Origin of the sequence: Kiloniella antarctica, assembly GCF_042682825.1 — a bacterium.
Lineage (GTDB): Bacteria > Pseudomonadota > Alphaproteobacteria > Kiloniellales > Kiloniellaceae > Kiloniella > Kiloniella antarctica.
The window spans coordinates 22,602-47,094 of record NZ_JBHUII010000004.1 but is presented as its reverse complement, the minus strand read 5'-3'; the positions used below and the strand labels follow the sequence as shown (position 1 = coordinate 47,094).

The 24,493-nt window shown below is 45.6% G+C and carries 22 protein-coding genes; 5 read left to right on the top strand and 17 right to left on the bottom strand.

All coding sequences use genetic code 11. The features are described 5' to 3' along the window. Nucleotides 1–89: 89 nt before the first annotated feature. Together ACFSKO_RS07170 and ACFSKO_RS07165 are read left to right on the top strand one after the other, a co-directional pair. Nucleotides 90–914: a transporter substrate-binding domain-containing protein gene (locus tag ACFSKO_RS07170; protein ID WP_380249941.1), complete on the top strand. Its 825-nt coding sequence runs from the start codon at nucleotides 90–92 to the stop codon at nucleotides 912–914. A gap of 27 nt (nucleotides 915–941) precedes the next feature. Further along, nucleotides 942–1,913, top strand: coding sequence for an amino acid ABC transporter permease (locus ACFSKO_RS07165; protein WP_380252237.1), 972 nt, complete (start codon nucleotides 942–944; stop codon nucleotides 1,911–1,913). Nucleotides 1,914–1,934: 21 nt separating this feature from the next. Here ACFSKO_RS07165 and ACFSKO_RS07160 read toward each other — a convergent pair whose 3' ends face one another. The 5 genes from ACFSKO_RS07160 to ACFSKO_RS07140 all read right to left on the bottom strand — a co-directional run bounded on the left by ACFSKO_RS07160 (nucleotide 1,935) and on the right by ACFSKO_RS07140 (nucleotide 7,719). After that, a complete protein-coding gene (locus ACFSKO_RS07160; RefSeq protein ID WP_380249939.1) occupies nucleotides 1,935–2,978 on the bottom strand; it encodes an AbrB family transcriptional regulator in 1,044 nt (347 codons plus the stop codon). Between the two features lie 3 nt (nucleotides 2,979–2,981). Further along, entirely contained in the window at nucleotides 2,982–4,514 is a 1,533-nt protein-coding gene (locus ACFSKO_RS07155) for a tripartite tricarboxylate transporter permease (RefSeq protein ID WP_380249937.1), read from the bottom strand. Further along, nucleotides 4,514–5,017, bottom strand: a complete 504-nt coding sequence (locus tag ACFSKO_RS07150; RefSeq protein WP_380249935.1) for a tripartite tricarboxylate transporter TctB family protein — start codon at nucleotides 5,015–5,017, stop codon at nucleotides 4,514–4,516. The genes ACFSKO_RS07155 and ACFSKO_RS07150 overlap by 1 nt, the downstream gene beginning before the upstream one ends. A 41-nt stretch (nucleotides 5,018–5,058) precedes the next feature. Beyond that, nucleotides 5,059–6,057: a tripartite tricarboxylate transporter substrate binding protein gene (locus ACFSKO_RS07145; RefSeq protein WP_380249933.1), complete on the bottom strand. Its 999-nt coding sequence runs from the start codon at nucleotides 6,055–6,057 to the stop codon at nucleotides 5,059–5,061. Between the two features lie 555 nt (nucleotides 6,058–6,612). Beyond that, the gene (locus ACFSKO_RS07140) at nucleotides 6,613–7,719 is read right to left on the bottom strand and encodes an ABC transporter substrate-binding protein (RefSeq protein ID WP_380249931.1); all 1,107 of its coding nucleotides are present in this window, start codon (nucleotides 7,717–7,719) and stop codon (nucleotides 6,613–6,615) included. A 219-nt stretch (nucleotides 7,720–7,938) separates the two neighbouring features. Here ACFSKO_RS07140 and ACFSKO_RS07135 point away from each other — a divergent pair, with 219 nt between their 5' ends. Together ACFSKO_RS07135 and ACFSKO_RS07130 are read left to right on the top strand one after the other, a co-directional pair. Next, the gene (locus ACFSKO_RS07135) at nucleotides 7,939–8,586 is read left to right on the top strand and encodes a response regulator (protein WP_380249929.1); all 648 of its coding nucleotides are present in this window, start codon (nucleotides 7,939–7,941) and stop codon (nucleotides 8,584–8,586) included. Beyond that, nucleotides 8,586–9,995 carry a sensor histidine kinase gene (locus ACFSKO_RS07130; protein WP_380249927.1) on the top strand — a complete coding sequence of 470 codons (1,410 nt, stop codon included), beginning with the start codon at nucleotides 8,586–8,588 and terminating at the stop codon, nucleotides 9,993–9,995. Before ACFSKO_RS07135 ends, ACFSKO_RS07130 begins: the two co-directional genes overlap by 1 nt. Before the next feature lie 86 nt (nucleotides 9,996–10,081). Here ACFSKO_RS07130 and ACFSKO_RS07125 read toward each other — a convergent pair whose 3' ends face one another. The 12 genes from ACFSKO_RS07125 to ACFSKO_RS07070 form a co-directional block, all read right to left on the bottom strand. Further along, nucleotides 10,082–11,989, bottom strand: a complete 1,908-nt coding sequence (locus ACFSKO_RS07125) for a PhoX family protein (RefSeq protein ID WP_380249925.1) — start codon at nucleotides 11,987–11,989, stop codon at nucleotides 10,082–10,084. Nucleotides 11,990–12,299: 310 nt separating this feature from the next. Further along, nucleotides 12,300–14,474, bottom strand: a complete 2,175-nt coding sequence (locus tag ACFSKO_RS07120) for a xanthine dehydrogenase family protein molybdopterin-binding subunit (protein ID WP_380249923.1) — start codon at nucleotides 14,472–14,474, stop codon at nucleotides 12,300–12,302. 3 nt (nucleotides 14,475–14,477) lie between these two features. After that, entirely contained in the window at nucleotides 14,478–14,966 is a 489-nt protein-coding gene (locus ACFSKO_RS07115; protein WP_465262312.1) for a (2Fe-2S)-binding protein, read from the bottom strand. A 106-nt stretch (nucleotides 14,967–15,072) separates the two neighbouring features. Then, the gene (locus ACFSKO_RS07110) at nucleotides 15,073–15,894 is read right to left on the bottom strand and encodes a helix-turn-helix domain-containing protein (RefSeq protein ID WP_380249921.1); all 822 of its coding nucleotides are present in this window, start codon (nucleotides 15,892–15,894) and stop codon (nucleotides 15,073–15,075) included. Between the two features lie 268 nt (nucleotides 15,895–16,162). Then, nucleotides 16,163–16,750: an SRPBCC family protein gene (locus ACFSKO_RS07105; protein ID WP_380249919.1), complete on the bottom strand. Its 588-nt coding sequence runs from the start codon at nucleotides 16,748–16,750 to the stop codon at nucleotides 16,163–16,165. 27 nt (nucleotides 16,751–16,777) lie between these two features. Next, nucleotides 16,778–17,413 carry a nucleotidyltransferase family protein gene (locus ACFSKO_RS07100; RefSeq protein WP_380249917.1) on the bottom strand — a complete coding sequence of 212 codons (636 nt, stop codon included), beginning with the start codon at nucleotides 17,411–17,413 and terminating at the stop codon, nucleotides 16,778–16,780. A gap of 1 nt (nucleotide 17,414) precedes the next feature. Beyond that, the gene (locus tag ACFSKO_RS07095) at nucleotides 17,415–18,254 is read right to left on the bottom strand and encodes an XdhC family protein (RefSeq protein WP_380249915.1); all 840 of its coding nucleotides are present in this window, start codon (nucleotides 18,252–18,254) and stop codon (nucleotides 17,415–17,417) included. An 11-nt stretch (nucleotides 18,255–18,265) separates the two neighbouring features. Then, nucleotides 18,266–19,453 carry a vWA domain-containing protein gene (locus ACFSKO_RS07090; RefSeq protein ID WP_380249913.1) on the bottom strand — a complete coding sequence of 396 codons (1,188 nt, stop codon included), beginning with the start codon at nucleotides 19,451–19,453 and terminating at the stop codon, nucleotides 18,266–18,268. A 3-nt stretch (nucleotides 19,454–19,456) separates the two neighbouring features. Further along, nucleotides 19,457–20,335: an AAA family ATPase gene (locus ACFSKO_RS07085; protein ID WP_380249911.1), complete on the bottom strand. Its 879-nt coding sequence runs from the start codon at nucleotides 20,333–20,335 to the stop codon at nucleotides 19,457–19,459. Between the two features lie 80 nt (nucleotides 20,336–20,415). Further along, entirely contained in the window at nucleotides 20,416–22,839 is a 2,424-nt protein-coding gene (locus ACFSKO_RS07080) for an aerobic carbon-monoxide dehydrogenase large subunit (RefSeq protein WP_380249909.1), read from the bottom strand. A gap of 1 nt (nucleotide 22,840) precedes the next feature. Further along, nucleotides 22,841–23,332: a (2Fe-2S)-binding protein gene (locus tag ACFSKO_RS07075; protein ID WP_380249907.1), complete on the bottom strand. Its 492-nt coding sequence runs from the start codon at nucleotides 23,330–23,332 to the stop codon at nucleotides 22,841–22,843. 63 nt (nucleotides 23,333–23,395) lie between these two features. Continuing rightward, nucleotides 23,396–24,259, bottom strand: coding sequence for an FAD binding domain-containing protein (locus ACFSKO_RS07070; protein ID WP_380249905.1), 864 nt, complete (start codon nucleotides 24,257–24,259; stop codon nucleotides 23,396–23,398). A gap of 68 nt (nucleotides 24,260–24,327) precedes the next feature. On the opposite strand from ACFSKO_RS07070, the gene ACFSKO_RS07065 reads away from it, so the two are divergent. Next, on the top strand, nucleotides 24,328–24,477 hold the full coding sequence (locus tag ACFSKO_RS07065; protein WP_380249903.1) for a hypothetical protein: 150 nt from the start codon (nucleotides 24,328–24,330) through the stop codon (nucleotides 24,475–24,477). Nucleotides 24,478–24,493 lie beyond the last annotated feature (16 nt).

Genomic DNA, 24,493 nt, shown 5'->3' with positions numbered 1-24,493 from the left:
TTAAAATACATCAGCAAAAAAGCAGATGAGCTTTAGGACCCAAGAAGCGGGATAACCCGTTCCGTCCTTATTCCTACAGGGAGGAAGTTATGAAACTACTTAAATATACATTGCTCGCAGGTGCCATGGTGATGGGCGCGACATCCGCGTTTGCAGGCGAAGCACTTGATCGTGTTATGAGCAAAGGCAAGCTTGTTGTCTCTACTGATGCTGAGTATCCACCGCAATCTTCCATTAATGCAGACAATGAACTGATTGGCTTTGATGTTGATGTTGGTCGCGCCATTGCTAAACAAATGGGTGTCGAAGCTGAATTTGTGACCCCGGGTTGGGATGTCATTACTTCAGGGCATTGGGCTGGCAGATGGGATATGTCTGTGGGGTCCATGACACCGACCAAGGAACGTGCAAAAGTCTTGGATTTTCCTGTTGTTTATTACTTCACACCTGCTGCTCTTGTTGTGCATGAAAAAAATACTTCAATTCATCAAACAAGTGATGCTTCTGGTAAGAAAGTCGGCGTTGGTGTTTCCACAACCTATGAAAGCTATCTAAACAAAAAGCTGGTCATTGATGCAGACGGCGTGCCTGAATTCTCATTTGTTATTAATGATGCGGATATTCGCACGTATGATTCAGATGTGCTTGCTCTTGATGATCTCCGTCTAGGGGATGGTGTCCGTCTCGATGCTGCCTTTACGGCTTTGCCAACCATACTCGAAGCTCAAAAAAATGGCTATCCGATCAAAGTTGTTGGTCCAGAGGCGCTGTTTATGGAACCTTTGGCAATTGCGACGGCAAAGGGCGATGCAGAACTCAATGCCAAGATTAAAGACGCTGTAACTGCCTTGCGCGCTGATGGCACTCTTTCGAAGATCTCGGAAAAGTGGTACGGCGGCGATCTTACGCAGTAACAACTGGATATCTGAACTGTGAACCAGATGTTTATGGAAATTTGGGAGCGGCCGTCAGCACGACGGTCGCTTTTCTTCATCCTGATCTACCTCTCTCTTTTGAGTATAGATTTTTCCAGTTTTTATGATGAGAGCACAAATTTTATCTTCGGAGTAACGGCCCAGATAGAGTTAACACGTAGTTTAATAGCTGCGGGGATTGTTCTTAATTTCGTCTTAATATCTCGACTTCCGAAACGTATACAGCTCTACGTTACTTGGGCAGAGCTTCTTATTCTGTTCTTGTATTTTTTCTATAGCTTCGACCTCTCGTATAAGTACATCTGGGAAAGACTTCCTCATCTGCTTGGGTTTGGCTTGAAAAATGGTTTTCTTATGGGAACCGCCCTTACTTTGTTTATGTGTGTTATTTCAATAGCAGCATCAACAATACTTGCTTTGGTGGCAGCATTGGCACGGTTATCAAATAATGGTATCGCACTGGGTATTGCCACGTTTTATATCTCGTTTTTTCGGGGCACACCTTTAATTCTACAGATATTGTTGATTTATATCGGTTTGCCGCAAATTGGGATTATTCTTAACCCAATACCAGCAGCGATTATCGCGCTGTCTCTTTGTTATGGCGCTTACATGGCAGAGATATTTCGAGCAGGCATTCAAGCAATCCCCGCCGGACAGGGCGAAGCGGCGAGGGCTCTTGGCCTAAAGGATGGCCAGATCATGCGCTTGGTCATCTTGCCACAGGCGATCAGGCTTATTATCCCGCCGACGGGTAACCAGTTTATCGCGATGCTCAAGGATAGTGCTTTGGTAGCGACACTTGGGGCTTGGGAATTGATGTACATGGCGCGTCTACACGGTCGTGCTGAGTTTAAAAACATGGAAATGATGATTACGGCAGCTTTGATCTATTGGATGCTGTCAATGAGTATGGAATATTTCCAAGCCAAGATCGAACGCAAGTTTGGTAAAGGCATTGACGTCAACAGCGTGTGAAAGCTGTTGACGTCAATGTTACTAAGTTTTGTTCCGCTTGATCATCCGGGTCAGGAAAATAGGCACGACAAACACGATAACCAGCAGGCGTAAAGCGTGATGGGTCGTGACAAAAGCTGGATCGATCCCCATGGATAGGGCTGCCAGGGTCATCTCGGCAAATCCTCCTGGGGAGAGAGCCAGAATGAGAGCTTCAAAGCTGGCATCTGTGACGAGTGACAGAAGCGCCGATACAATCAAGGTAACGCTGAGCATCAAGAGTGCCATGATAACTGCAAGCACCATGATCTTACCGACCTGTTTCAGGGAATACCCGGCAAACCGTGCGCCTAATGCAGATCCCAAAGTCAGCTGTAACAAGATCGTCACCAACTCTGGCGGTTTGCCTTCAACAAGCCCGGCGGTGTGAACGATCGCACTGATTAACAGAGGTCCCGTCAGATGATAGGCTGGAAATTTTGCAACCTTTCCCAAAAGCAATCCGCCCCCGGCAATGGCCACTAAAATCAGGATGTCCCAGTGAGACCAGAACAGAATTATTTCTGGGCGTTCGACAGGCTCCAATCCTGACCAATAGGTGAGAAAGAGCGGAATGGCGAGCAGGATGGAAGCCACACGACAGGCGTGGGTCAAGGTCAAAGCCCTGACGTCTGCGCCGGCTTCTTCCCCCAGGAGGGACATTTCCGATAACCCGCCAGGAAATCCAGAAAAAATGGCCGTGATCCTGTCCATCTTAAGGAACTTACGGCAATAAAACTGCGCGACAAAAGTGATCAATGCCAAATATACGACGGCCGCAATCAGGGTTGGGATCCACTCACCAGCTCTGGCAACGACTTCTGGAGAAAAGGTTCCACCAAGCATGACGCCAAGTATGACCATGATAACAAGGCGGATTGGTTTCGATGCCCCAACGGGGGCACCGGAAAGGGACGCGATAACACTGCCGCTCAAGCACCCGAGCATCCAAGGAAGAGGGAGACCAAGTGTCCAAAACACGAGGCCTCCCAAAAAACCACACAGCAGGGTTAATGCAAATTGTGGTGCCATTCCGGTGAAAGACACTTTCTATCCTTCACCATCGTTTACTTTAAGGGCCTTGTTCCTGCGTATGTCCAGAACACCTTTGATCATCGGTGCCAAGAGGATTACAGCAGTTATCGCAAGAATAGATGCGGTAAGCGGACGTTCCCACATAAAGGAGATTTCACCGTCATAAATATCAAGCGAACGACGCAGGTTGTCTTCCATCAAACCACCAAGGATAAAGCCGAGAAGCATGGGGGCGAGCGGGAAATCGATTAAACGAAGGAAGATTGCGATGATGGCGACCAGAACCATGATCTGAATATCCATGGTATTTGCTGAAACCAGATAAACACCGATGAGAGAGAAGAACAAAATCAGAGGTGTCAAAATCTGTTTTGGCAGTGAGAGCAAACGCGCGATGTAAGGGATTAAGGGCAAGTTCAAAACCAGCAAAATAATATTGCCGATATACATGGAAATAATCACCGACCAGAACACGGCTGGATTTTCCACAAACAATCTAGGTCCCGGTTGGACACCGTAAGAAATCAAAGCACCAAGCATGACAGCCGTTGTGCCTGACCCCGGTATGCCCAAGGTCAGAAGTGGTACAAAAGATCCCGAACTTGCGGCGTTGTTTGCAGTTTCTGGCGCGGCCAGACCTCGAAGGCTGCCTTTACCAAACTTGAGTTTTTCTTTCGCGCTGGCAAAGTTACGTTCCATTCCATAAGCGAGGAAAGAAGCAATAGTTGCACCTGCGCCGGGAAGTACCCCGATGAAAAAGCCAAGAACGGAACTACGGGCCACAACAGGTGCCAGATCTTTAACTTCTTCTCTCGATATTTTCATAGAGCCAAGATTGCCCTTGGTGGCTTCTTCGGCTTCTTTTGACTTTGCTTCTGGCTTGAGAACGACCATCAAAGCCTCGGACAGGGCGAAGGTTGCCATGGCAAGGAGAAGGAAGCTCAAGCCGTCGATGAGATCGATTGCGCCAAAGGTAAAGCGCTGTATGCCGGACTGATCCTGACCAATTGTCGAAAGCATAAGACCGAGCATGGTCATGAGTATCGCGATTAGAAACTTTCCCTTACCCGCAAAGGCGGAAACGGCGGTAAGGCCGAGTATCATAAGGGCAAAATAATCTGCTGATTGAAAACTCAACGCGACAGAAGCAAGGGCAGGGGCTGCGATAAGCAAGAAAATTGCTGCGATGGTCCCGCCACTAAATGAGCTGTAGGCTGCAATGGCAAGCGCTTTACCAGCGTGACCTTGTTTGGCAAGAGGATAACCGTCAAATGCAGTGGCAACAGTGCCCGCAACGCCGGGGGCGTTGATCAGAATGGATGAGGTTGATCCGCCAAAAATAGCGCCGTAATAAACACCAGCCATCAAGATCATCCCGGTCGCAGGATCAAACCCATAGGTAATGGGGATCATAAGGGCAATGGCCGATATCGGGCCAAGCCCGGGCAGCATGCCGATAAAGGTTCCTGCAAAACAACCTACAAAAACCATGACAAGATTGATAGGTGAGACAGCCGTTGAGAGGCCCTGAAGAATACCGTCCAACATTAGTTGAGCCCCAAAAAGTTGATCGCTGGTTTGACGACGATGAAATAAAGTTCACCTTCTCTGAGCGTAATTTCGAGAAGTTGTGTGAGAATAAACCAGAATACGAGGGTTACCGGGATAGATGTAAGTAAGATAACTTTCCAACGCCGTTCTCCCAGCACATAAACACAGGCGGTCAAAAAGAGAATGGTCGCCAGATTAAAGCCGAGCCAATCAAAGCTCGCGCCGTAGGCAACCATAAGGGCCAAGAGAATAATGGTCCGACCCCAGTTCAGTCCTTTAAAGACCGAGAGAAAATCATCCGTTTCCCCGGTTTGGGGGAGAACGAGAAGAAGGAACGAGAGGACGCCCGTAATCCAGGCTAAGGCAGTTGGGAGGGTACTTGCCGTCATTGGCGCAAATTTATCACTCGGTAATGACGGTATATCTCCTGTCATATATCCATAAGTTATGGCAACGACAAGAAAGCATAATGCTCCTGCCTTTTCCTTACTGAGGGTCATCGATCTCGTTCCTTCGTCTTATTTTTATTGGCGGGTAAGGCTTACAGGAAGCCGAGTTCTCTCATGAGATCGCCAATGATACCTTCTTGTTCTTCAAGGAAGGTGTAGAAAATATCAGAAGGCTGGTAAACTTCGACCCAACCGTTACGTGCACGAACAGTTTCCCAATCAGCTGTTTCGTACATTTTTTCTAACGTAGCGTTATACTGAGCAACTTTTTCTTTTGATGTGCCGGGGGCCGCGAAATATCCGCGCCAATTCACAAAAGTAGCGTCAATGCCCTGTTCTGTGAGTGTTGGGATGTTTGGCGCATCACTGGTGCGGTTGGCGCCTGTCATTGCGAGAATGCGAACCTGACCACTACGTTCTGATTCAATTGCTTCAGAAAGGCCTGTTGAAAGAATGGATGTTTCACCAGAAAGTAAACCAGCCATGGCTTTACCACCAGCATCGTAGGGAATGTATTTTACATCGTTTGGATTACCGCCAGCAGCTTTAAAGGCTTGGGCAGCAACCAAATGGTCCATACTTCCGCGGGCAGAACCGCCAGCAATCTTTACTGATTTTGGATCGGCTTTGAAATCTGCAACGACCTCAGAGAATGTTTTGTATTTTGAATCAGCAGGAACCACAAAAGCTGCATAATCACCGATAACACCAGCAACGGGTACCAGATCACGGAAAGACTGAGGGAATACTTTGGTCAGAGAACGAATAACGATGGGCGTGGAATTCACCATCAGGGTATCGCCCTGACGGTCAGCTGTTTCAATCAAGTGCGCAATGGCTTTACCGCCACCACCACCGGACATGTTTTCAAAAGAAGCTGAACCAACAAGGCCTGCTTTGGTCAGGGCTTCACCTGTACCGCGCGCTGTGCCATCCCAGCCACCACCAGCACCGCCGGGGATAAGGAAGTGTATTTTATCAATGTCAGCAGCCGAAACTGATGAGAGAGGCATTGCCATCCCCACGCTGACAGCAGCAGCGGCCATTGATAGTACGAAACGACGAGATAATTTTGTTGTTTTGCCAAACATGAATTGGCCTCCGAGTCTGATTGTTAAATCGATGAACAACAAGACCGCCATTATTTAACAGCGTGGAGAGGATACTCAGAATAGATGCGTTAACAGACCAGGAAGATATCTGGGCTGTTAAAATATGTACTGTCTCCCCAGCCGCTATTATTATTTTTTGATGCGGTCTGTAATTCAATACAAGCAGACTAAGCGATAAAGCTGTCAGGACCCTGTCGTTAAGAATAATAAATATTTATCTGATGAAATTTACTTTAACGCTTTCATTGTTGCGATTAAAAATGGAAGTAATATCAGCATGATGAGAGAAGATATACCGTAAGTGATCGTATATAAGTTAGTATTAATTGAAGAGTAAATCCAGATCAGTATTAAATTAAAAACACAAATACTGAACATTGTAATGCGGGCTCTGAATTTATTATCTCGTAGCCAATTTTGATACCGTTCGAATTTTTCCAGATAACAAGCATAGAAATAGTGCAATGTTTTTCCATCAACTGATGTTTTATCGTAAAAGGTTAAGTTGTATTGAGTTTTTGTTCAGGGCTCGGCTTATTCACCCCGAAGGGCCTTGTTCCATTTGTTGATGGTTTTTCGGCGCTTAACCTGATCGAGATATACAAGCAATCTTGGTCCGACTTTGATCGGTTGCATGCTGCTTCGAGCTTGAGCAGCAAGAATTTCTTTTGGGCCTTGAGGTTCTACGGCAGGATGAACGGCGTTCATCTTTGCACTATGGGTTAAGACGTTCTGTCCGCGCTCGGAAAGCAGATATTCCAAAAACAGTTTACCAGACTCAGTTGATTTTGCAGCCTTAGGAATAAGGGCAAGGCGAGAGAGGACCGTAGTGTAATCCTCAGGGTAGAGAATACCGAGATCAGCTGAGGTCTGTAGGCTTGCTTGAGCATAAGAACCAAGCACGTTATAGCCGATTACAAATTTGCCGCTGCTTACGTTATTTATTATCGCGTTTGAGCTGGAATAGAGTTTCACGCCGTTGGCACCAAAGGTTCTTACGAGATCCCATATCCCTTTGTAGCGTTCGGAATCAACAGCCATGAATAAAAATCCAACGCCACTTCGTTCTATGTCATAGGTGGCTATACGACCAAATAAATCTGAATGTCGCTCCGCAAGAAAATCTGCCAACTCTCGGCGGTTTTTCGGTAAGGGGTGATCTTTGAAATAGCTTTTGTTGTAAATTGTAACCGCTGGCTCGGATGTGAATCCGAAGACTTCATTACGCCATAAAGACCAGCTGGGCATATCTTGAGCACTTGATATCTCAACGGTTTGGGCAAATCCGTCGTTGGCAAGTTTCATATGAAGATCCATTGCTGAACTTATGGCAATGTCTGCGGTTACGCCTTGTTCTAAACTCTCTTTTTGGATGCGTTCATATAACTCGAGTGATTGTAACTCATGATAGGTGATGGCAATTTCAGGAAAGATATCTTGAAAATCTTCAATAATGCCTTGAAAGATATCAACATCCGTTACGCTGTAAATGTTGATATTTATCTCTTCAGATTGATCGCTGCCTGGCGTGGGAACAGGTGCCGGAAAATCGAATGCTTTGGCGTAAAGATTACTTGAACAGAGAATGCTCAGAGACAGAGCAAGAAAACTGAGATTCAGGACCTGAGTTAATTTGGACAAAAGATGGTTTAAAGTAAAAATGGAATTAGTGCCCCTGTACGGATTTTATTTTTATTCGACCGGCCATTTACTGGCTTTTGATAAATTTTGGTTGTTCGTAGAGTAGGTGTGAAAACTGTCGCCAACCTGTCATATGTGTTTTTTTCACCTATTCTTGTAACCCAGCCTTTTCAAAAAGCACAGAACAACGTTAGTCTTTCGGCTATGAGAATATTAGTAGTGGAAGATAACGCCGCTTTGGCTGATGGCATTTCAAGTGCGTTAACGCGTATGAAAATGGCTGTGGACGTGGTTGGTGACGGGATTGATGCGGATAGTATTTTACGCACCCAAGAATTTGATCTGGTGGTTATGGATCTAAATCTCCCGGGATATGATGGCCTTGAGGTTCTTAAACGATATCGTCAAAATACTGGAAAAGCACAGGTTTTGATCCTTACTGCCCGTGACCAACTCAGCGATAGGGTTAAGGGGTTGGATCTTGGAGCAGACGATTATTTAACGAAACCATTTGATTTGGTTGAACTAGAGGCGCGTGTTCGTGCCTTACTGCGCCGTCAAAGTGGTATGAAATCCCCTGAAATAAAAGTAGGGGAGCTGGTTTTTAACAGTGTTGCAAGACGGATCTCTTTGAATGGAAAGGCGTTGGATATTCCAAGGCGAGAGTTTTGTCTGTTAGAACTTCTTATCAGTAAGGCTGGTCATGTCATCAGTAAGGAACAAATATCTGATGGTCTCGCAAATTTGGATGAAGACATAAGTCCAAATGCAGTAGAGCTATATATCAGCCGGCTCAGGAAAAGATTGTCACCAGCGAAGATCAATATCAAGACGGTTCGTGGGCTTGGCTATCTGATGGAGAAATAATGAGCTGGCAACGAAAATCCCTCCGCCGTCGTTTGTTGCTCTGGCTCATGGGCTCTTTGGCGATTATATCTGCCCTGATGTTGTTCGAAGTAAGATCCAGTGCGACCAAAGCCGCAAATGAGGCTTATGACAGGGTTCTACTTGGATCTGCATTGGCGATTGCTGAGCGTGTTGTCGTCGTTGGTGATGCCCTCGAAGTCGATGTTCCATATGTTGCATTGGAAATGCTTACTTCTGCGGCTCAAGATCGGGTTTTTTATCAAGTAACGGGGCCGGGAAACCAGTTTATCACCGGCTATAATGATCTCCCAACAGTAAGTTTAGATGAGATACCGCAAAATGGATCCCCGCTTTTTTTTGATGCTGATTATCGTGGCGATGCCATTCGAACAGGGGTGATATCCAGGCACTTATCTGGGGCCCGTTTGTCCGCGCGTTTTACGGTAATGGTGGCTGAAACTGTTGAGGGACGAAATAGACTTATCCGGGAAATGGTTACCGCATCTATTATGCGCCAACTGGTTTTAATTCTGGTGGCAGGTATCGTTATGTGGATTGGTATTGGGTGGGGCTTAAAGCCCCTTGTCCGACTGGAAGCTGCTCTTAATCGAAGAACCCCTTCTGATTTACGCCCGATTGAGCACGAAGTGCCGCGTGAAGTACGCCATCTGATAGAGGCAATCAATGATCTTATGCACCGATTAGAGGCATCGTTTGAAGCCATGCAACGCTTCACATCTAATGCGGCTCATCAATTGCGCACTCCCTTGGCTGCTATTCAAACGCAGGCTGAGTTGGCGATAGATGAAACCAACCCGGAAAAAACACGGAAAAGATTGGAGCACCTTAGTCGAAGTACAAAGCAGACATCGCGGCTTATTAATCAATTACTTAGTCTTGCAAGGGCCAATCAAGCAGGCACTGCGCAAGACAATGAAGATTTTCAAACTGTGGAAATTGACCTCAAGGGAGCATGCGAGCAGGTTACAAGAGAATTTGTTCCCTTGGCTGTAAGTAAGAATATAGACCTTGGTTTTGAGAGCACAACGGGTTGTTTTAAGGTTAATGGTAATAGAGAGCTTATTGAAGAGGCTCTTAAAAATTTGATTGATAACGCCCTGAACTATTGTCCAAAGGATACAACAGTTACAGTACGTTTAAAAAATGAAAACAATCAGGTATTACTTGAAGTTGAAGACAATGGACCCGGTGTTGCATTAAGTGAAAGATCAAAGGTATTTGAAAGGTTTTATCGTTCGGAAACCAGAGACGATGAGGGCTGTGGTTTAGGTTTGTCAATCGTGCGTGAAATAATGGAACAGCACAGTGGAGGCGTAACATACCGAAATGTATCTTCTGGAAAAGGTTCGTGTTTTGTGATGATTTTCCAAAGTGTATTGAACAATTAATGTCATTAAAGAACGATAAGCTTAAAATAAAAAGTGGCGAGAATATATCCCGCCACTTTGATCTTAGGTTTATGTGATTAATCCTGCTATCCGATTACAGAGCCATCATCGCGGGTTACGGCTACAATTGCAGACCGCGGAGCCGTTCCTTCACCACCGGGGAAAGTGCTATCACCTTTTTCACCTGGATGTTGGATACCAACAAAAACCGTTCTACGGTCTTCGCTCCAGGTTATACCTGTTACTTCACACTCTTTAGGCCCGACCAAAAATCGTTGAATTTCACCTGTTTCAGTATCGCCAATCAGCATTTGATTGTTACCCATACCGGCAAATTCATCTTTGTTGGAATAATTACCGTCTGTTTGGATCCAGAGCTTTCCATTGTTATCAAAGGAAATTCCATCCGGTGAGTTGAACATATTGTGCTGATCAATGTTTTTCGATCCAGCATAGGCATCTTGATGAACAGTTGGATTGCCAGCCATAGCAAAAAGATCCCATGAGAATTTATCAGACGTATGGTTTTGATTTTTAGGTCTCCACCGTACAATCTGTCCATACAGGTTGGCCGCACGCGGGTTGGGACCTGTCAAAGGCGTTTCATCGCCCCCGGCATTCGGCTTTTTACCACGATTTTTGTTGTTGGTTAGGGCACAGTATATTTCAGCCTTTTGGGGATGAGAAGCAACCCACTCTGGACGATCCATCGTTGTTGCGCCCACAGCCGAAGCAGCCTGTCGGGAGTAAATACAGATCTCTGCTTGAGATTTCATCCCCGTTGTTTCTGGGGATAGCTCTAACCACTGGCCTGTTTGATCATCATTAAACTTGGCGACGTAAAGTTTACCGTTGTTCAAAAGATCTGTGGTTGCGCCACCTTCAACGTATTTTTCGTCCGAGACAAATCGGTAAATAAATTCGCCACGTTCGTCATCACCCATATAAACCACAACATGGCCATCTTTATTGACGACAACTTCGGCATTTTCGTGTTTGAAACGACCAAGCGCTGTACGTTTTTTCGGGGTTGATTGGGGATCCATGGGATCGATTTCAACGATATAACCCGCGCGATTGGGCTCATTCGGGTTTTTGCTGATGTCAAAACGTTGATCTTCTGTGGCCCAGCCATAGCCCCAGTCTTCATTTTTGATGCCGTAACGTTTAAGCGCATCGCTTGGGATATAATTTTCATCACTGCTCGAGAAATAACCGTTGAAGTTTTCTTCACATGCGAGATACGTGCCCCAAGGGGTGCGTCCGTTACCACAGTTATTCCAGGTACCAAGAGATTGTGTGCCTGTCGGATCGGCTTCTGTTTTTAACAGGGCGTGACCGCGAGCCGGGCCGGTAATTTCCATGGGGGTGTCGGCTGTTATACGACGGTTGAACTGTGAATCTTTAACAATCGACCATGCTTTGTCATTTTGTTCAATTTCAACAACAGTTACACCGTGAGCCGCTTTACCTTTGCGGATATCATCAGCCGTTTCAGGGAGTTTGCTCTCGCGATTATCATAGATAATGTCACGATTGGTGTATTCATTATTGGAAACAAGAATATTACGGCCTTTGACTGTAAACAGAGACATACCATCGTTGTTATCGCCAATTGATAGCTCTTGGCTCTCACCTGTGCCCCGGGTTTTATGATCAAATTCAATCGACTTGGACCATAGTGGATCACCCCACTGGGTAACAACTTGCCATGAGTAACCTTTAGGAACGGTGATCGTATCCAGGCTATTGGTTTTAACCGGTTCAAAATCAAAAACATTAGATGCCTGAGCTTTCATCGGTGTTAAAGCTGTTGTTCCAAGAACCAGGGCCGATGCACCAATGGCGAGACCGCCACCGAGGAAGCCACGGCGGGACATAGCTTTTTCAATAATTTTTTCAAAGTCTGTTACTTCAGGACCAGGATTTATGATTTCATCAAAATCGTCGAAGGATAGGTCTGATGCAATTTCTCGATTGTTATGGTTGGTCATAGTGCACTCCTGAGCGCTCCTCCTTTCATTGAGGAGGAAACTGTTATTGAATACCTAACGACTACAGGCAGTGTTTTGCAGAATAATGACACTTCTTGGAAGCTTTAAAATAAGAATACTAAAATACAAACCTACGCGATCCAATAAATTGCACTCTCTCTTTGGAGAAATAACGATGTGTCAAAACACAAAGAGAGTACAAAAGGAAAGTTGGCTAAGGGCGGCATACAGGATCTTTTTATAAGAAAAATGCTGGCCCTTATTGTAAGAGACCAGCATTTTTATTCAGGTAGAGTATACAGGGATCGGTTTAAACCAATTCAGGCATTCCTTTTGAAAAGGGAAGCTTGGTAATGGTTTTACCTGTTGCGGCTAAAATAGCATTGGCAACGGCCGGGCCGATGGGGGGCACGCCAGGTTCCCCAACACCTGTTGGTGCGGCTTCACTTGGTACGATGTGGACTGAAATGTCAGGCATTTCATCAATCCGAAGGGGTTCGTAATCGTGGAAATTAGATTGCTCCACGATACCTTCGTCGAGTGTTACTTCATTACGTAATATTGCCCCGAGACCAAAGCCGATACCGCCCTCCATTTGGGCTTCGACAATGCTTGGATTGACGACAATGCCACATTCGACTGCACACCAGACCTTTTCAACCTTTAAAGTGCCGTCATCAAGGCTGATTTCGACAACTTGAGCCACGACGGAATTAAAACTTTCGTGGACAGCAACACCCCGGTAACGACCTTTTTTAACTGGGCCACCCCAATTCGATTTCTCCGCAGCCAGATTGAGTGCGGCGAGATGACGAGGATGATCTACGAGCATAGAGCGGCGGAACTCTACCGGGTCACGGTTTCCTTTTTTTGCAAGTTGATCAATAAAGGTTTCTGTTGAATAGGCTGTATGTGTTGATCCAACTGATCGCCACCAAAGAACCGGAACTTTCACATCTGTTGTTGTAAGTTCAACCGAAATATTAGGCACTTTGTATGGAAGGTTAGAGGCACCTTCGACCGAAGTTGCGTCAATGCCGTCTTTTATCAAAAATCCTTCAAACGCCGTACCTGTGACAATGGATTGTCCTACGATCTTGTGTTGCCATCCGACAATATTCCCTTTGTCATCCAAGCCAGCTTTTAGCGTATGATGATAGGCTGGGCGATAACGGCCGCCCTGAATATCATCCTCACGCGTCCAGATCAATCGGACAGGCACCTTGCCTTTTATGGCTTTTACGATCATAGCAGCCTCTGAAACCATATCGGAATCAGGGGTGCCACGCCGTCCAAAGCTACCACCAGCCAATAGCGTATTAATTGTTACCTGTTCTGGTTTTAATTCTAAAATGGCGGCTACGGTATGTTGATCACCCGTTTGGATTTGAGATCCAGCCCAAACTTCAGCACCTTTTTCTGTTAACTCAATCAGGCAATCAAGAGGTTCCATTGGTGCATGTGCCAAATAAGGAAAATCGTAACTTGCCTCTATTGTTTGTGTTGCGCCTTCAATTGCTTTAGAAGAATCGCCGTCATTACGGGAGGAAAGTCCTTGTTTTTGAGCGAGTTCTTTATATTCAGCCATGATCTGATCGGTGCCACGCATCTCTGCGTTGCTATCATCCCATTCAACAGAGAGCGCTTCGCGTGCTTTGATCGCAGCCCAAGTATTTTTCGCCATAATGGCGACACCGCGCGGGGTTGCCAAAGCACCAACATAACCTTTGACCTTTTCTGCTTCTGTCGTGTCATAGGATTTAATTACACCGCCAAACCGTGGAGGTCGTTTAACCACAGCGGTTACCATGCCGGGGCGTTTTATATCCTGAGTGTAGATCGCAGTACCGTCGGTTTTACCTGCGATATCTTTTCTGACAACTTTGTTGCCGATCAACTTGAACTGATCAATAGATTTTAGTGTGATTTTTTCAGGAACAGGTTGGAGGGCAGCCTGCTCTGCAAAATCACCAAATGAGGCTGACTTTTTGGTGTTTTTATGTGTGATAATCCCGCTATTGACCGTGACTTCAGAGATTGGTACTTGCCAAGTCGTTGCCGCAGCCTGCACGAGTAACGCTCGAGCTTTAGCACCAGCTTCACGTAATTGCATCCACGAGTTTGCGATAGCTGTTGAGCCGCCAGTTCCCTGAAAGGGACCCCAATGAAGGTTATTGTATCGGCTGGCATCCGCAGGGGCAGCTTCGATCCGGATATTATCCCAATCGGCGTCGAGCTCTTCCGCTAATATCGTTGCAAGTCCAGTATGACTGCCTTGGCCGAATTCGATGTGTTTAGCGATCACAGTTACAAGGTTATCAGTTCCAATACGAACAAAAGCATTGGGCGTAAACGTTTTATCAGAGTTTGCTGCGGCAAGGCCTTTGCCAGTCATGTGAAAGCCAACTAGAAGACCTGTGGTAACGCCTGCAGTTCCTTTGAGGAAAGAACGACGCGCGGAATTCATTTCTGTTTTTGTACTCATAACTTATGCCTCCATCAAATCAGAAGCATGATGGATAGCCTTGCGTATACGTACATAAGTTGCACAACGACAAACGTTTCCGCTCATGGCCTCATCTATATCTTCATCACTCGGTTTTGGGTTTTGGGCGAGGAGCGAGGTCGCAGACATAATCTGGCCAGATTGGCAGTATCCACACTGTGGAACCTCTATTTCTTGCCAAGCTGCCTGTATGGCTTTGGCTGCTTTACCTTCTAGCCCTTCAATCGTGGTGATATTTTGATCGGTAGCATCACCGAGCGTGGTTTGACAAGAACGTACAGGTTCGCCATCGATATGAACGGTACAGGCACCGCATAAACCTGCGCCACATCCAAATTTTGTGCCAGTAAGGCCGATCTCATCACGGATGACCCAAAGCAGAGGCGTATCCGGATCAGCATCAACCGACCTTTTTTCGTCGTTTAGATTGAAAGTGATCATATTCGTATTCCTGACAATTTCTAATTTCATGGCTTCTCTCTTATGGGAAGCTGCACTTATTAAACTAGGGAATGCAGGGGTGTTATAATAGATCAGTTCTTGGGATAGTTTATCAAAATCTTGGGGCCAAGGGTTTTTATACCCGAACTTCTCGATATTTTGCGGGCGTTATGCCGGTAATACGACGGAATGCCTGAGTAAAATTACTCTGACTGTTGTAACCAACTTGATAGGCGATTTCTGCTGTCGATAGGCCAGAAGTCATAAGGAGTGACTTTGCTCGTTCAATGCGGCGATCTGCTAAGTAACGATGGGGAGGTAAAGAGGTTAAGTCCTTAAATGTTTTAGCAAAGTGGTAGCGGCTCATATGAGAAATTCCAGCAAGATCATCCAGTGTTATTGGCTGATCAAGATTATCCTCTATGTATTCAATCGCTCGTTTTATACGGGGATCATTTGTTTGAGTAGCCGTTTCTTCCAGTTGGCCATGCGCGCGATATAAATGCGCGGCCAAGGCAAGTGTCATAGTATCACGATAAAGCGCGGAATAAACATCATCCTCCTGACTTGCTTGATATAAATTGAGGGCCATCTGTAATATACTGGGGTCTTCCAAACAGGTGATCGGGAGATGAGGGACGGCCTGACCTTCCGGGAGTACATCGCGTAGAGTTGAAAGGGGTAAGCGAAGCCTTAAACTGCGTGATTGGGTCTCGTAGCTACAGTTGATGCTTGTTCCTGCGGGAAGCATCCAGCCCGTCCCTGTATTATAATCAACAAGGTTGCCTGATGTATGCCGTTTGGTGACTGGGGCAAGCATGAAATTCAATGTCAGCTCATGGGTAGAGAAGACGCAATCGCCCTGTCTTGTTTCGTTTACTTCAATTGTCCCTGTGCGCCAGGAATTGGATAAAGATTCAAGAGATCCCAGTTTATCAACGGTTTCGGTGTCTAACATCAATCTACTCCCCAAAGCTAGTTGCTTAGATAGGGAGAAAAGAACGAAACTACAACGTTCATCGATAAATAAGTGTTTGTGAGCATTATTGTGGGCAACAGGTATATAGACTGAATAAGCAGAGAGAGCTTTCCACCATATTTTTACAATTAGCTGATCATCTTAATTCTTACATTAACGTTATTTGATTTTATAAAAATCGCGTTCTTGGAAGTTAATTGTAAGGTTAATGTCTCTAATTTACCCCCAAGAACTCTGATTTTCTTGATTACATAATGTAGAAACCGTACCCGGCTAATATAATCACAACAGCGCCGACATAGAGCCATAATTTCGACTTTTCAGAAGTATTTTGTTTTTGAGTTTGAGCGCCTGTGTTGGCATTTTTATTTTGATCTCCCAGGCTTTCATCTTCAGAGTTGGTAACGAGTTCTCCAAATTTCTCAAAAAATTCGGCGGACAGTTTTCGCGCTGTTGAATCAATCAAGCGAGTGCCAAGTTGAGCAATCTTCCCACCAATATTAACGGTCACGGTGTATTGAAGCAGGGTACCATCAATCTCTTCTATAAGTTTGATATCGGCCCCACCCTTTGCAAAGCCAGCGGGGCCTCCTTTACCTTCTCCTGTGATGGTATAGCTTTCAGGAGGGTTAAGATTAGAGAGCTCAACAGTACCCTTTAGCTTAACTTTCACAGGCCCAATCTTCAGGGAAATTGTAGCGGCCATATCGGTTTGTGATGTTTTTTCTAATGTTTCACAACCTGGAATACATTGTTGTAAAATTTCTGGGTCATTGAGTGCCGCATAAACTGTTTCGCGGGACGCATTGATTTTTTGTTCGTCTTTTAGTTCCAAAGAAAAAACTCCTGTCGTTTGGAATAATCAGCAACAGGCCGGCAATACGATAAACTGCTTGAGCCAGTAACTGTAGTCGTTGGGGGTGTCTATGTCCGTCGTATGAGATGCGCAGGTGACGTCCAGTCGGTGTACATCCTGAGGCCTGTTTTCTATCAGGCGCCGACATCCGGCCTGAAGAGAACCATTTATAATTTCATCTGTAAGCCTTTTTGGGATTAAGATTGGATTTCCACGTTTTCCTGAGAAATAGGGAACAACAATTTTTTCACAATTATTGTGTGTAAAGCCTTCCAAGATCCTTTGATAATCTCCTGATGTCAGATCAGGCATATCTGCTAAGGCAATCATGATACCTTGTGTGCTGGGTTTTATTTTCTGAACGCCGCATTGTACCGATGACATTTGGCCAGAAGAGTAATGCTGATTGAATATAAAATTGAGGTTAAGGCCATCGAGTGTCTGTTTAACCAAATTAGCATCGTGACCCGTTATCACGGTTACTGGACCTATGTTTGACTTAATCAACTGGCTTGCGACAAAACGTACAAGGGGTTGCCCTCGAAATGGCATAAGGAGCTTGTTACGCTCACCCATACGCTTTGATAACCCGGCGGCAAGTAGGATGATTTCTATGTTAGGAATTGGACTTGGCATTGTCATCTTATGCCGTCATGTTTTTGGTATTTAAGTTTTGATTGCAAGATACTAACCCAAGCCTTTGATAAGAAACTATTTCTGAAATTACAGACAAAGCAATTTCTTCGGGTTCAATTGCGCCTATATGGAGCCCCGCAGGAGCATGAAGGTCTTGTAATAATGTATGATAGTTTTGATCTTCAGAACAAAGTCGCTGTGTTAAGGCGGTGATTTTTTTTCGACTACAGACCATACCTTTGTATCCAGCATTGGTTGTCACGATTGCTCTAAGAGCTTCTGAATCCCGTTTTCCTTGTGTTGCAACAATGACAGCATCAATCGTCGATAACTTTAGGGGCGCGAGGTTAAAGTCATCCAAATATAAAGATGCATCTGGCATTTTGATTTGGTCTTCTTTGGCTGTGGCAACAATCACCCGATACCCTAAGCCCTTTGCAAGGGGTAAAATTGCTTGCGCAATCGGGGAGGCGCCACAAATCAGTAGAGTTTTTGGTGCTCGCATGGGTTCTAAAAATACTTCAATAGTGCCTCCGCTAGGACAACTGGATCTGTGCAGCTGTATGCCATCTATATCAACTGTTGATACGACATCTTCTTTTGGTTTTATCCGGATCATTTTGGGTTGCCCGTCTTGTAAACATTCAAGGGCACCACGTCGAACCGCACCTGTCACACAACCTCCTCCGACAAAACCAAAGAGATCGCCATCAGGAATGATAACGGCCTTTGCTCCCGGTCGGGCTGATGTTGAATCTGCTGTACGCAAAATTGTTGCTATGCAAAAGGAAGTCCCTTCTGCCCGAAGCTTTTCAATGAGATCCAAAGTTGAATTTGATGTGGTCATCTCTATCGCCTTTATAATTTGGCAAGTTCGGGTTCGATTTCAGCCATTGCGTTAAGGGTATTTGCAGCTGAAAAATGATCTATGTAAGGAAGAGCAGCTGTCATTGCCGCTGTTATAGGTTCGTAATTTCGCCATCCCAAAAGAGGGTTTAACCATATGAGGCGCTTTGCTCTTTTCTTGATTTGTTGCAATTCTTTGGCGAGAGCTTCTGCTGGACCAACTTCATAACCATCACTTAGGATCATGACGACGGTACGTCCGTTGAGCGCTTTCTTCGCGTAAGTCTCATTGAAGATCCCAAGGCACTCCCCAAGCTTGGTACCGCCTCCAAATCCTTCGGCCATCAGTGAGAGCTTTGTCATGGCCCGCATGGAGTTATTATCGCGCACAGCGTCGGTGACACGTATCAGTTTGGTATGAAAGAGAAAGGCATCGCTATCAACCCATTGGCAAACCAGACCTTTTACGAATTGTAGGAAAAATCGGCTGTAATGCTTCATTGATCCGGATACATCAAGGAAGACAACAATCCGTACCGGGCGATCAGGAATAGAACGTTTACGGAGTTCAATCATATCTCCGCCATGTTTAATGTTTGCGTGGATGGTGCGCCTAAAATCGAGCCAACGACCATTTTTCTCAATACGTCGACGGCGAGATAAGCGGTATCTAATCGCAAGTGCCAGTTTATAGGCGAGGGCTTCTGCCTCAGCTATTTCCATTGGGTTAACAAATTGACGAAAGTCTATTTTAGCTCGGCCTGTTTTCTCTGAAGCGATTAAGCGTCCAGATGCTTGTCCTTCGATATTTTGCTGTTCCAGAGTTTCCACTTGCGGAGCTTGGCTTGTCGTGTTGTCAGATTTTTCTCCAAGGTGGTCGCGCCATGCCTTAGGAAGAGGAGGATTTGATTTGATAGAACTGTTACTTGGTAATGGACTGTTGCGTGTTTTTCCGCGTTTATGCCAGTAAGCCTCGAATAATACGTCAAATTGCTTCCAATCGTCGTAGGAACTTGCCAGTAAAGCTTTTAGCCGTCGCTGGTCTTCTTGTTCATTGCCGATCGTTTTTGAGATAACGGATAAAGCGTACTCTGTTTCTTTGGGACCAAGGTTAAATCCATTCATTCTCAAGTGCTCAACAAACCCTTGCATAGGTAGTATCAATGGATTTTTTTGAGTAATGAGAGAAGTATCAGTCACGATTTATGCCGCTTTCCCGGCAAGGCGACTTGTGACAATAGGTGTAATCGATTTCAGATCTGTCTCAGTTTTTAACAAGCAGATTAAAGATTGTTGAATTCTTTCCAAATCACCGTCAAAGCTCCGGATATTTAAACCAGTCAATGCAGCAGCCCAATCAAGCGTCTCTGCCATACCAGGAATTTTCTCCAGCTCTTCCTTTCGGAGTGCTTGTACAAATCGAGAAATTTGATCTGCAAGTAAAGGTTCTATGTTGGGAAGGCGGGCAAGAATGATCTCTAACTCTTGCTCTTGGTTTGGAAAATCCGCGTAGGAATAAAGACAACGCCTACGTAGAGCATCCGAAAGTTCGCGTGTTCCGTTGGATGTCAAAATCACCTGCGGTATTGATGTTGCTTCTATGGTGCCAAGTTCTGGGATCGTCACCTGAAAATCTGAAAGAAGCTCTAAGAGGTAGGCTTCAAATTCGCTATCAGCACGATCGATTTCATCGATCAGAAGGACGGGCGATTTTTTTTGACGTATAGCTTGAAGGAGAGGGCGTTCCAGAAGAAATTTTTCAGAAAAAATATGCTCTTCTACTTTTGTTGTATCCTGCTTTTGTGATTCTGAAACCTTGATCGACAATAGTTGTTTTTGATAATTCCACTCGTATATCGCACTCGCGGCATCTAACCCTTCGTAACACTGAAGGCGAATGAGCTGAGTTTCCAATACCGTGGCAAGAGATTTTGCGATCTCGGTTTTACCAACGCCGGCTTCGCCTTCAAGTAAGAGGGGGCGCTTAAGGTCTATCGCAAGCTGTAAAGCGGTGGCTAGGTTTTCATCTGCAATATAATTGACGTCTGCCAGCTTGGTTTTAAGTGATATTGTTTTGGGCATAACCATACTCTTTTAAGAGGGTAATCAGGTACTGAAGGTTCTCATAAATATAACGGTCTTCAGTACCTGATATCAGTGAGTTAACCTGTTAACCCGAGACGTTGAGCCGTTTGCCATACCCGCCAATGATCGTGTGGCATTTGGGTGTGCACCAAGCCTTTGTGTGCAAAGGCATCGTTTACAGCATTGGATAAGGCAGGAACCCCACCAACGTTCGGGCTCTCACCAACGCCTTTGGCACCTATCGGGTGATGGGGACTTGGTGTTACAGTAAAGTCTGTCTCATAAGTTGGTGTCTCTACTGCTGTTGGCAGGTAGAAATCCATAAGACTGGCACCTTTGACGTTACCAATTTCATCGTAAGAGATATCCTGTCCCATCGCGATGGCAACGGCTTCTGTCAAACCACCATGAACCTGTCCCTCAATAATCATTGGGTTAATTCGGGTTCCACAGTCATCAAGTGCATAAAATTTTCTGATGTCTGTAACTCCAGTATCAACATCTACATCGACGACACAGAAATAAGCTCCAAATGGGTAAGTCATATTCGGCGGATCGTAATAGGATACGGCTTCAAGCCCAGGCTCTAACCCGGGAATGGCCTGATTGTATGACGCAAAGGCGATTTCTTTCATGGTTTTATGCGCTTCAGGATTACCCTTGATCTGAAAACGATCGACATCCCACTCTAGATCCCCTTCGTGAACCTCTAAAAGGTAGGCCGCAATCATCTGTGCCTTTGCCCGAATTTTACGTCCAGCCATTGCCGTTGCTGCGCCTGCAACCGGGGTTGAGCGTGACCCATAAGTCCCCAAACCATAAGGTGCGGTATCTGTATCACCTTCTTCAAGGGTAATATCTTCTGCTGGAATACCGATTTCAGAAGCTACAATTTGAGCAAAGGTTGTGGCGTGGCCTTGACCTTGGCTAATTGTTCCTAAACGGGCGATTGCTGAACCAGTTGGGTGAATACGGATTTCACAAGAATCAAACATTCCTAGACCAAGGATGTCGCAATTTTTTACAGGGCCAGCACCAACGATTTCAGTAAAGAAAGCCACACCGATCCCCATCAGATTACGGGTTTCTCCGCGATCAAAGGCCGTCCGGTTTTCAGCTTGCTCGGCCCGGAGTGCTGGATAATTCACTGCCTTTGTGGCTTGGTCCATTGCTGTATGATAATCACCGGAATCATATTCCCAACCCAGAGCAGACTGATATGGGAACTGTTCTTTTTTGATGAAGTTCTTTATCCGGAGTTCTACCGGGTCCATATCCAGCTTTCTGGCCAAAACATCAATCATGCGTTCGATGAGATAGGCAGCTTCTGTAACGCGGAAAGAGCACCGATAGGCAACCCCACCAGGTGCTTTGTTTGTGTAAACTCCATCTACACCAACGTAAGCAATCGGGATATCATAAGACCCGGTTACAATGTGGAAAAAACCTGCTGGAAATTTAGTCGGATCAGCACAGGCATCGAATGCCCCGTGATCGGCAAGAACGTGAGTCCAAAGGCCTGTGATTTTACCGTCAGCTGTTGCGGCAATCTTACCCGTCATGTGGTAATCACGTGCGAAAGCGGTTGATGTCAGGTTCTCAATCCTGTCTTCCACCCATTTGACTGGCTTACCCGTGACGATAGATGCCACAGTTGAACAGATGTACCCGGGATAAACCCCAACCTTGTTACCAAAGCCACCCCCAATATCGGGCGAGATCACTCGGATATTGTGCTCTGCAATGTTGGTAATCAACGACGCAACCGTTCGAACGGCGTGTGGCGCCTGAAAAGTTCCCCAAAGTGTGAGCTTACCATTGATTTTGTCCATGGAAGCGACACAACCACAAGTCTCTAGCGGGCAAGGGTGAACGCGTTGGTAAGTGATTTTTTCTTCAACCAGGACTTCTGCATTATTCAAAACCTGTTCGGTGCCTTCTTTGTCACCTTCTTCCCATAGAAAAATGTGGTTGTGGTGTTTGCGAGGGCCGTGTGCCCCTTCCATTTTATCTTTGATGTCTTCGCGTAATAACGGCGCATCGTCATCCAGAGCTTTGAAGGCATCGTTAATGACCGGGAGCTCTTCGTACTCAACTTCGACGAGTTCAACCGCATCAGCTGCGGCATAACGATCGTGGGCCACTACAAAAGCGACTTCTTGATTTTGGAAGAGAACCTTTTCATCGGCGAGGACGGCTTGAACGTCACCGGCAAGTGTAGGCATGTAGTGCAGATTAAGTGGCTTTAAATCTTCTGCAGTGAGAATGGCCACAACACCTGGCACGGCAAGAGCAGCTTCTTTATCAATAGATATAATACGAGCATGGCCATATGGACTGCGGACAAAATCACCAAAGAGCATACCGGGTAATTTAATGTCATCGACATAATTACCTGTTCCTTGGGTGAATCGGGCGTCTTCTACGCGTTTACGGGATGATCCAAGGCCTTGAAGTTTTTCAATGCGTTCTTCTCTGGATATCGGGGATTGCACATTCATTTTATTCTGCAGCCTCCTGTAAAGATAGTTCCTGGCTTGCAGCCATAATTGACTTCACGATATTTTGGTATCCGGTACATCGACAGAGGTTGCCAGAGATCCCATACCGGATTTCGGTTTCGGTTGGTGTTGGGTTTTCTTTTAAAAGTCGATAGGCGCGGGTGATCATGCCCGGTGTACAGAAACCACATTGCAGGCCGTGGTTTTGACGGAAAGCTTCTTGAATAGCATGCAACGTCCCATCGGGATGTGCGATACCTTCGATGGTTGTTATGTCGCTACCATTGGCTTGACCGACGAACATTGTACAGGATTTGACCGATTTTCCGTCGATATCCACGGTACAAGCTCCGCAATGGCTTGTGTCACATCCTATATGAGGTCCGGTGATATTTTGGTCTTCTCTTAGAAAATGGATTAGCAGAGTTCGGGGATCTGCTTTAGCTTCGATTTCTTGACCGTTTATAGTCATCTTAATATCGATGTTTGACATTTATTTCTCCAACACTCCTTGGGGCGTTATCCAAGGATGCCTTATCAAAAAACATATGAGGTTCTATTGCGCGCGGCTATGGGCTTTGGCTATGGCGCGTTCAACCATGATGCCCGCTACGTGTTTGCGGAACTCAATAGGACCTCGACCATCTTCTGCTGGGTTCGTGATTGCCTTGGCAGCAGTAGCAGCAGCTTTGATCGTGTCGGGATCAAGCGTAGTCCCCACGAGGATTGAAGACGCTTCTTCTGCCCATAGTGGGGTTTCTGATAGGTTGGTTAAGCCTATAGAGGCCGTTGCACACGTGTTACCAGACATAGTTAAGACAACTGCAGCAGCAGCCGTAGCGTAATCACCAATTTTTCTTTTTTGTTTTTCGTAAGCCGACCCGTGGCCAGAGGTTGGTGCATCTAAATGGATTGAGCTTAAGATTTCACCGTCTTCACGGGCAGTATAATAAGCACCTTGATAAAAGTCTCGGGCAGCAACAGAACGCTCGCCGTTTGGACCAACCATAACAAAGGAAGCATTCAATGCCTGCATGATGGCGGGCATATCATTAGCAGGATCACCGTTTGCGACATTACCACCAATTGTGCCTACGTACCTTACCTGAGGGTCGGCAATCTGTAGCGCAGCCTCTCTTAATAAAGGGCAGATTTCGTGAAGCTCTTCTGAGCTAATTAATTCCGCCTGTGTCACCATCGCACCCAAGACGATTTGACTGTTTTGTATGGAGATCGACTTAAGTGATTGCACATCTTGTAAATCGACCAAATGCTCCGGCAATGCCATTCGAAGCTTCATCATGGGAATAAGGCTGTGTCCGCCAGCAACAATCATCGCATCATCACCAAGTGACGCCATCAGGCCGATAGCATCATCAATCGACGCTGGTCGATGATAATCAAAAGAACCGGGTATCATACTTCTCTCCTGTTTGTTCGGAACGTTATTTGTCTTGTCCGAATTTCTTTCGAAAAGACTAAGTCCGAATGTCAGGAGCAAGTGAGTACCAATCCGCGATTGTCGCCGTTGGTGCACGAAATACGTTTATTCTGCACGAAATGCACAACGTAATTACAGAACGTAATTATACTGAGGATGCGCACATAAAATATTATTGTGAATATTATCGGGAATAAGTTTGGAAAGTCTGAA

Excerpts from the sequence above, each read along its gene's own strand:
- ACFSKO_RS07170 (WP_380249941.1), top strand. The coding sequence starts at position 90 with ATGAAACTACTTAAATATACATTGCTCGCAGGTGCCATGGTGATGGGC.
- ACFSKO_RS07165 (WP_380252237.1), top strand. The coding sequence starts at position 942 with ATGTTTATGGAAATTTGGGAGCGGCCGTCAGCACGACGGTCGCTTTTC.
- ACFSKO_RS07155 (WP_380249937.1), bottom strand. The coding sequence starts at position 4,514 with ATGTTGGACGGTATTCTTCAGGGCCTCTCAACGGCTGTCTCACCTATC.
- ACFSKO_RS07150 (WP_380249935.1), bottom strand. The coding sequence starts at position 5,017 with ATGACCCTCAGTAAGGAAAAGGCAGGAGCATTATGCTTTCTTGTCGTT.
- ACFSKO_RS07145 (WP_380249933.1), bottom strand. The coding sequence starts at position 6,057 with ATGTTTGGCAAAACAACAAAATTATCTCGTCGTTTCGTACTATCAATG.
- ACFSKO_RS07130 (WP_380249927.1), top strand. The coding sequence starts at position 8,586 with ATGAGCTGGCAACGAAAATCCCTCCGCCGTCGTTTGTTGCTCTGGCTC.
- ACFSKO_RS07125 (WP_380249925.1), bottom strand. The coding sequence starts at position 11,989 with ATGACCAACCATAACAATCGAGAAATTGCATCAGACCTATCCTTCGAC.
- ACFSKO_RS07120 (WP_380249923.1), bottom strand. The coding sequence starts at position 14,474 with ATGAGTACAAAAACAGAAATGAATTCCGCGCGTCGTTCTTTCCTCAAA.
- ACFSKO_RS07115 (WP_465262312.1), bottom strand. The coding sequence starts at position 14,966 with ATGAAATTAGAAATTGTCAGGAATACGAATATGATCACTTTCAATCTA.
- ACFSKO_RS07110 (WP_380249921.1), bottom strand. The coding sequence starts at position 15,894 with ATGTTAGACACCGAAACCGTTGATAAACTGGGATCTCTTGAATCTTTA.
- ACFSKO_RS07100 (WP_380249917.1), bottom strand. The coding sequence starts at position 17,413 with ATGACAATGCCAAGTCCAATTCCTAACATAGAAATCATCCTACTTGCC.
- ACFSKO_RS07095 (WP_380249915.1), bottom strand. The coding sequence starts at position 18,254 with ATGACCACATCAAATTCAACTTTGGATCTCATTGAAAAGCTTCGGGCA.
- ACFSKO_RS07085 (WP_380249911.1), bottom strand. The coding sequence starts at position 20,335 with ATGCCCAAAACAATATCACTTAAAACCAAGCTGGCAGACGTCAATTAT.
- ACFSKO_RS07080 (WP_380249909.1), bottom strand. The coding sequence starts at position 22,839 with ATGAATGTGCAATCCCCGATATCCAGAGAAGAACGCATTGAAAAACTT.
- ACFSKO_RS07075 (WP_380249907.1), bottom strand. The coding sequence starts at position 23,332 with ATGTCAAACATCGATATTAAGATGACTATAAACGGTCAAGAAATCGAA.
- ACFSKO_RS07070 (WP_380249905.1), bottom strand. The coding sequence starts at position 24,259 with ATGATACCCGGTTCTTTTGATTATCATCGACCAGCGTCGATTGATGAT.
- ACFSKO_RS07065 (WP_380249903.1), top strand. The coding sequence starts at position 24,328 with ATGTCAGGAGCAAGTGAGTACCAATCCGCGATTGTCGCCGTTGGTGCA.